This is a genomic window from Burkholderia sp. Ac-20392 (assembly GCF_017104585.1).
Lineage (GTDB): Bacteria > Pseudomonadota > Gammaproteobacteria > Burkholderiales > Burkholderiaceae > Burkholderia > Burkholderia lata.
Genome location: NZ_JAAGPB010000471.1, coordinates 1 through 6302 on the forward strand (window position 1 = coordinate 1; position 6302 = coordinate 6302).

The window sequence follows — 6302 nt, forward strand, 5'->3', positions numbered from 1 at the left end:
TCCATGTTGCCCTGCGCGAGCGCATAGACCTGGCCGTCCGCGCCTTTCAGCGGCGTCAGCAGCAGCGTGCCGCCGCGCAGGCTTTTCGCGTTGCCGAGCGACGACACGGTGACGTCGAGCGCCTCGCCCGGCCGCGCGAACGGCGGCAGCGTGCCGGTCACCATCACGGCCGCGACGTTCTTCAGCTGCATGTTGCTCAGCTGCGACGCGCCGCCGTTGGCCGAACCGTTGTTGATCGAGATGCCGAGGTTCGCGAGCATGTTCGCGAGCGTCTGCGTCGTGAACGGCGTCTGCATCGTCTGGTCGCCCGTGCCGTCGAGGCCGACGACGAGGCCATAGCCGATCAGCGGGTTGTCGCGCACGCCCTGGATCTGCGCGAGATCCTTCAGGCGTTCCGCGTGCGCGGGCGTTGCGCCGAACACGCAGGCCAGGGCCATGAACGCGACGGCGAGCCGCGTGGCGGCATGCGCGCGGGCCGACAGGCGGTCGAGAAGCGTCTTCTGCATCGTCATCACCACGGCGCGATGTTGAGGAAGAAGCGCTGCAGCCAGCCCATCGTCTCGGCTTCGTTGATGTAGCCCTTCGCCGAGTATTCGATCTTCGCGTCGGCCACCTGCGTCGAGTAGACGGAGTTCGCGCCCGAGATCGTGTTCGGGTTGACGACACCCGAGAAGCGCACGAATTCGTTGCCCTGGTTGATCAGCATCTGCTTCTCGCCGCTGACCACGAGGTTGCCGTTCGGCAGCACGTTGGTGACGGTCACCGTGATCGTGCCGTTGAACGTGTTCGCCGCGCTCGCGCCGCCGGTCGCCGCGAACTTGTTGTTGCCGGTCGCCGACAGGTTCGCCTTCGCGAACAGCCCGCCGAGGAAGCCGGCCGTCGGCACGTTGAAGTCGGTGTTGCCCTGCCGGTTGGTGTTCGCACCCGACGACTTGGTCGCGTTGATGTTCTCCGCGATCATGATCGTCAGGATGTCGCCGACGTTGCGCGGACGCTGATCCTCGAAGAGCGGCCGCCCCGCGTAACCGGGGTTGTAGATCGAGCCGGGCGCCTGCATCGACATCGGCGTCGGCGGCTGCGCCGTCATCGGCTGCTGGATGATCGGATCGCGCGGAATCTGCGCGCAACCGGCGGCGAACGCCGCCACCGCGACCGCGCATGCGGCGCGGACGGTGGCTGACGGGAGGAGGCGAACCTGCTTCATGGCGACGACGGGTGTTCCGGTTAGCTCTTCATCTGCGTGACGGTCTGCAGCATCTGGTCGGACGTCGTCACGGCCTTGCTGTTGATCTCGTAGGCACGCTGCGTCTGGATCATGTTGACGAGCTCCTGCACGACGTTCACGTTCGACGATTCGACGTAGTTCTGGCTGAGCGTGCCCGCGCCGTTCAGGCCCGGCTGCGACACGTTCGGCGCACCCGACGACGTCGTCTCGGAGAACAGGTTCTCGCCGCGCGCTTCGAGACCGGCCGGGTTGATGAAGGTCGCGACCTGCAGCGAGCCGATCTGCACCGAATTGGTCGAGCCCGCCTGCGTGATCGTCACGACGCCGTCCTTGCCGATCGTCAGCGAAGTCGCGTTCTGCGGGATCGTGATCGCCGGCAGGACCTGATAGCCGCTCGACGTGACGAGCTGGCCCTGCGCGTTGGTCTGGAACGAGCCGTCGCGCGTGTAGGCGTTCGTGCCGTCCGGCATCAGCACCTGGAAGAAGCCCGCGCCGTTGATCGCGACGTCCTTCGAGTTGCCGGTCTGCGTGAGGCCGCCCTGCGTGTACAGGCGCTCGGTCGCGACCTGCTGCACGCCGGTGCCGAGCTGCAGGCCCGACGGCAGTTCCGTCTGCTGCGTCGAGTTCGCGCCCGGCTGACGGATGGTCTGGTACAGCAGATCCTCGAACACCGCGCGCGACGCCTTGAAGCCGTTCGTGCTGGTGTTCGCGAGGTTGTTCGAAATCACGTCCATCTGCGCCTGCTGCGCATTCATGCCGGTGGCGGCAATGTAGAGCGAACGGTTCACTTGTCAGTTCTCCTGCGTAGGCTGGCGCGGGCGCTCAGCTGAAATTGAGCAGCTGGTTCGCCGACTGCTCGTTCTGGTCGGCCGTCTGGATCAGCTTCGACTGAAGCTGGAACGCGCGCGCGTTGTCGATCATCGCGACCATCGCGGTCACCGGGTTGACGTTGCTGCCTTCGAGCGAATTCGGCGTGACGACCACGTTCGGGTCGGCATCGGCCGGATTGCCGTCGGCGGTGCGGAACAGCCCGTCGTTGCCGCGCGTGAGCGTGGCCGGATCGGGATTCACGAGCTTCATCTGGTCGACGATCGCGACCGCCGTCGGCGGGTCGCCCGGCATCAGCGCGGAAATCGTGCCGTCCTTGCCGATCGTCACTTCCGCGTTCGGCGGCACCGAGATCGGGCCGCCATTGCCGACCACCGGCAGGTTGCTCGCGTTGACGAGCTGGCCGTTCTCGTCGACGTGCAGGTTGCCGGCGCGCGTGTACGCCTCGCTGCCGTCGGCCGCCTGCACCGCCAGCCAGCCCGCGCCCTGCACGGCGACGTCGAGCGGGTTGCCGGTGCGCGTGATCGGACCCGGCGCGTAGTCGGCGCCGGGCGTCGACGCGAGCACGTAGGTGCGCGTCGTCGTCGGGTCGCTCGTGCTGCCGTCGCCGAAATTCATCGGCACCGCGCGATACGTCGCGAGTTGCGCGCGAAAGCCCGTCGTCGACGCGTTCGCGAGGTTGTTCGCGACGATCGCCTGCTGGTCGAGCGACTGCGACGCACCCGTCATCGCCGTGTAGATCAGTCGGTCCATGGCTGCTCGGTGTCCGCGCTTACAGGTTGATGAGCGTCTGGTCGACGGTCTGCTGCGTCTTGATCGTCTGCGCGTTCGCCTGGTAGTTGCGCTGCGCGGTGATCAGGTTGACGAGCTGCGACGTGAGGTCGACGTTCGAGTTTTCCAGCGCGCTGCCCTGCAGCGTGCCGTGGTTCGTGCTGCCCGGCGCCGAGATCTGCGGCACGCCCGATGCGGAGCTTTCCGCATACTGGTTGCCGCCGAGGTTCACCAGCCCGTTCGGGTTGTTGAAGTTCGCGAGCGCGATCTGGCCGAGCACGGCGGTCTGGCCGTTCGAGTAGTTGCCGGTCAGCTTGCCGTCGGTGCCGATCGTGTAGGTCGTCAGCGTGCCGCTCGCGTAGCCGTCCTGCGCGAGGTTGTTCACGCCGTCCTTGCCGCCGTACTGCGTCGTGCCGGTCAGGTCGAGCGTGAGGCTCTGCGGCGTTGCCGAGCCGTCGGTGTTCGGCACCGTGAACTGGAACTGGCCGACCGACGTGGTCGGCGTGGGCGGCGTGCCCGTCGTCGTGCTCTGGATCGTGCCCGACGAATTGAAGTTGACCGTGCCGAGATCCGTCGTGGCGCCGCCTTGCACGCCCGCGTACGCTTCCCACGTGCCGGCCGCCGACTTCACGAAGTACATGTTGACCGCCTGCGAACCGCCGAGCGAGTCGTACACCTGGATCGACGTCGAGTAGTTGTAGGTCGTGTTGTCGGTCGCGCTGAACGGCGTCTTGGTCGGCGTCGTGTCCTGCGAGTTCAGGTTGAACTGGGCCGAGATCTTGGTCGTCGCGGTCGGCGAGATGTTGGTCGTCGGCGCCTGCAGCGGCACGGTCTGCGCGGTGTTAATCACGCCGCCCGTGTTGGCTGCGTAGCCCATCAGGTTACGGCCTTGCGAGTCGACGATGTAGCCGTTCTTGTCGCGCTGGAACGTGCCGTCGCGCGAGTACGTCGTCACGCCGTTGTTCGACATCTGGAAGAAACCGTTGCCGTTGATCGCGACGTCGAGCGACGAGCTCGACGAGTTGATCGTGCCCTGGCCGAAGTTCTGCTCCACCGCGTTCAGCGCGGTGCCGATACCGATCTGCGTGTTGGTCGACGTCGCGACCGAGTTCGCATACATGTCGGCGAACTGCGCGGTGCTCGACTTGAAGCCGACCGTGTTCGCGTTCGCGATGTTGTTGCCGATCACGTCGAGCGCGTTCGATGCACCCGAGAGGCCGCTCAGACCCTGTTGATAACCCATTTCGGTCTCCGTTTCGAGATTGCTCGATCAGTATCAGTTGGAGGTGGTGCCGCTGCCGGACGCATTCGACGCGGACGACGTGGTGTTCGGGAAAATCGATGCAACCTGGGTCAGCCCCACGGTCGTGCCGTTCGACAGCACGAGCCCCGCCGTGCCGTCCGCCTGCTTGATCACGCTCTGCACGGTCGACGCCGCGAGCGTCGTGGCCGGCTGCGGCGTGCCGTTGCTGTCGGTGTACGACGCGCTGACGGTGTACTTGCCGTCCGGCAGTGCGTTGCCCGCCGCGTCGGTCGGCGTCCAGTTGAACGGCACGGTGCCGGCCGACTGCGCGCCCGCGTTGATCGTGTTCACCACGGTGCCCGCCGCGTTCTTCACGGTGATCGTCAGGTTCGACACCGCGCTCGACAGCGACACGCCGAACGGCGACGCCGCGCCGCTCTTCACCGCGACCGCGTTGCCCGGCGCGAGCACGTTCGTGCCGATCAGCAGCGCGGCCTGCGTCTGCTGGCCGGCCGTGAGCTGTGTCGACAGCGACGTGAGCGACGTGTTCAGCTGCGCGATGCCGCTCACCGTGTTGATCTGCGCGAGCTGCGACGTCATCTGCGAGCTGTCGACCGGGCTGGTCGGGTCCTGGTTCTGCAGCTGCGTGACGAGCAGCTTCAGGAACGTCGCCTGCAGGTCGCTCGCCGACGTGCCGTTGGTGTTCGACACGTTGTTGGTGTTCATCGTGTCGGTCGGCAGGTTCGACACGTTCGTGCCGTTGCTGCCGATCGTCGTGTTGGAGGAAGTCATCCTGGGAGCCTTCTGTCGGAACTGTCGAGTCTGTAAGGTCGGTCGACGCGCGGCTTACGAGCCGATCGTCAGCGTCTTGAGCATCAGCGTCTTCGCGGTGTTCAGCGTCTCGACGTTGGCCTGGTACGAGCGCGACGCCGAGATCATGTTCACCATCTCCTGCACCGGATCGACGTTCGGCATCTGCACGTAGCCGTTCGAGTCGGCGGCCGGGTTCGACGGGTCGTAGGTCGACTTCATCGGCGACGGGTCGTCCATCACCTTCGTCACGCGCACGCCGCCCACGCCCTGGCCGGACGCGGTGCGCGCGCCGCCGATCGGGTCGGTCGCGAACACGACCTGCTTGGCCTTGTACGGCTTGCCGTCGGGGCCGGTCGCGCTGTCGGCGTTCGCGAGGTTCGACGCGGTGACGTTCAGGCGCTGCGACTGCGCGGACAGCGCCGAGCCGGCGACGCCGAAGATGTTCATCAACGAAGGCATGGAAGCTCCTTTTGCTCGGATTCGGTGGCGGTGCGCGCCGTCACTGGTTCGTCGTGATCGCGGCGATCATCGCCTTGATCTGCTGGGTCATCACGGTCATCCCGGTCTGGTAGTGCAGCGCGTTGTTCGCGAACTGCACGCGCTCGACGTCGAGATCGACCGTGTTGCCGTCGAGCGCCGGCTGCAGCGGCATCCGGTATTGCGCACGGCCGTAGTCGTCCGACGGGCCGCCCGTCGGGATCAGCTTCGCGGTGCCGGCCATGTGGCCCGCCGCCGTCGACACCATCGACATCCCGCTCGTCACGCCGGCCGGCTGCGTCATCGGCAGTTGCCCGGCGTTGCTCGGCGCGAGGCCGCCGCCCGCCTGCTTCAGCGAGCGCGCGAGCGTCGACGCGAAATCGACGTCGCGGGCCTGGTAGCCGGGCGTGTCGGAGTTCGCGATGTTCGACGACAGCAGTTCCTGCCGGTAGGCGCGTACGTCCAGCGCCTGTCGGCCGAACGCGAATTCCGCATCGAGTTTGTCCAGCATGTGTGCGTCTCTCCGTATGAAGCGCTGCACGCCCCTCGCGCCGGATGGCGACTCGAGAGGCTTTTTTCCATGACAGCGATGGTAGGCGTCGGACGCAACCGGCAATCGGGCGAATAACGCGGCAAAGGCCCCCTCTATTCATCGTTTGCGCGACCGCCCCGCTCCCTAGAATGCGAAGCGGAGCAACGGATCGGGGATACGGCGATGACTGGCAGCGCACTTCGCGGAAGGAACGGGCGGCTCACGCACGTCCGGCGTGCGTTTGCGCTCGCCGGGGCGCTGTGGATCGCCGCCCCGGCCGCGCACGCGGACGACGGGATGATCGTGATTCCGGGGCGCGGCGAGACGGCCGAAACCGCGCTCGCGCACGCCAATGCGGCGAGCGGCGGGCAGTTCGGCGGGAATGCGGCGATGGCGCCGGGTTCGGGTGTGGC

At 66.8% G+C, this 6302-nt stretch carries 8 protein-coding genes and 1 pseudogene; 1 reads left to right on the forward strand and 8 read right to left on the reverse strand.

Features of this window, described 5'->3' with window-relative positions; all coding sequences use genetic code 11:
- The 8 genes from G3N99_RS32250 to G3N99_RS32285 form a co-directional block, all read right to left on the reverse strand.
- Positions 1-506, reverse strand: a 506-nt coding sequence (locus G3N99_RS32250; protein ID WP_277396473.1) for a flagellar basal body P-ring protein FlgI, incomplete at its 3' end; no start/stop codon positions are given.
- Between the two features lie 5 nt (positions 507-511).
- Positions 512-1204, reverse strand: a complete 693-nt coding sequence (gene flgH / locus G3N99_RS32255; RefSeq protein ID WP_011353465.1) for a flagellar basal body L-ring protein FlgH — start codon at positions 1202-1204, stop codon at positions 512-514.
- Positions 1205-1224: 20 nt separating this feature from the next.
- Positions 1225-2013, reverse strand: a complete 789-nt coding sequence (gene flgG, locus G3N99_RS32260) for a flagellar basal-body rod protein FlgG (protein ID WP_174937548.1) — start codon at positions 2011-2013, stop codon at positions 1225-1227.
- 34 nt (positions 2014-2047) lie between these two features.
- Positions 2048-2806 carry a flagellar basal-body rod protein FlgF gene (flgF, locus tag G3N99_RS32265; RefSeq protein ID WP_174937546.1) on the reverse strand — a complete coding sequence of 253 codons (759 nt, stop codon included), beginning with the start codon at positions 2804-2806 and terminating at the stop codon, positions 2048-2050.
- Positions 2807-2825: 19 nt separating this feature from the next.
- Positions 2826-4067, reverse strand: coding sequence for a flagellar hook protein FlgE (flgE, locus tag G3N99_RS32270; RefSeq protein ID WP_174937544.1), 1242 nt, complete (start codon positions 4065-4067; stop codon positions 2826-2828).
- Between the two features lie 33 nt (positions 4068-4100).
- The gene (locus G3N99_RS32275; RefSeq protein WP_174937542.1) at positions 4101-4859 is read right to left on the reverse strand and encodes a flagellar hook assembly protein FlgD; all 759 of its coding nucleotides are present in this window, start codon (positions 4857-4859) and stop codon (positions 4101-4103) included.
- A gap of 54 nt (positions 4860-4913) precedes the next feature.
- A complete protein-coding gene (flgC, locus tag G3N99_RS32280; protein WP_011353470.1) occupies positions 4914-5339 on the reverse strand; it encodes a flagellar basal body rod protein FlgC in 426 nt (141 codons plus the stop codon).
- A gap of 40 nt (positions 5340-5379) precedes the next feature.
- A complete protein-coding gene (locus G3N99_RS32285; protein WP_174947402.1) occupies positions 5380-5868 on the reverse strand; it encodes a flagellar basal body rod protein FlgB in 489 nt (162 codons plus the stop codon).
- A gap of 204 nt (positions 5869-6072) precedes the next feature.
- Between G3N99_RS32285 and G3N99_RS32290 the strand changes: the two are divergent.
- A pseudogene (locus G3N99_RS32290) lies at positions 6073-6302 on the forward strand (flagellar biosynthesis protein FlgA); the annotation flags it as partial.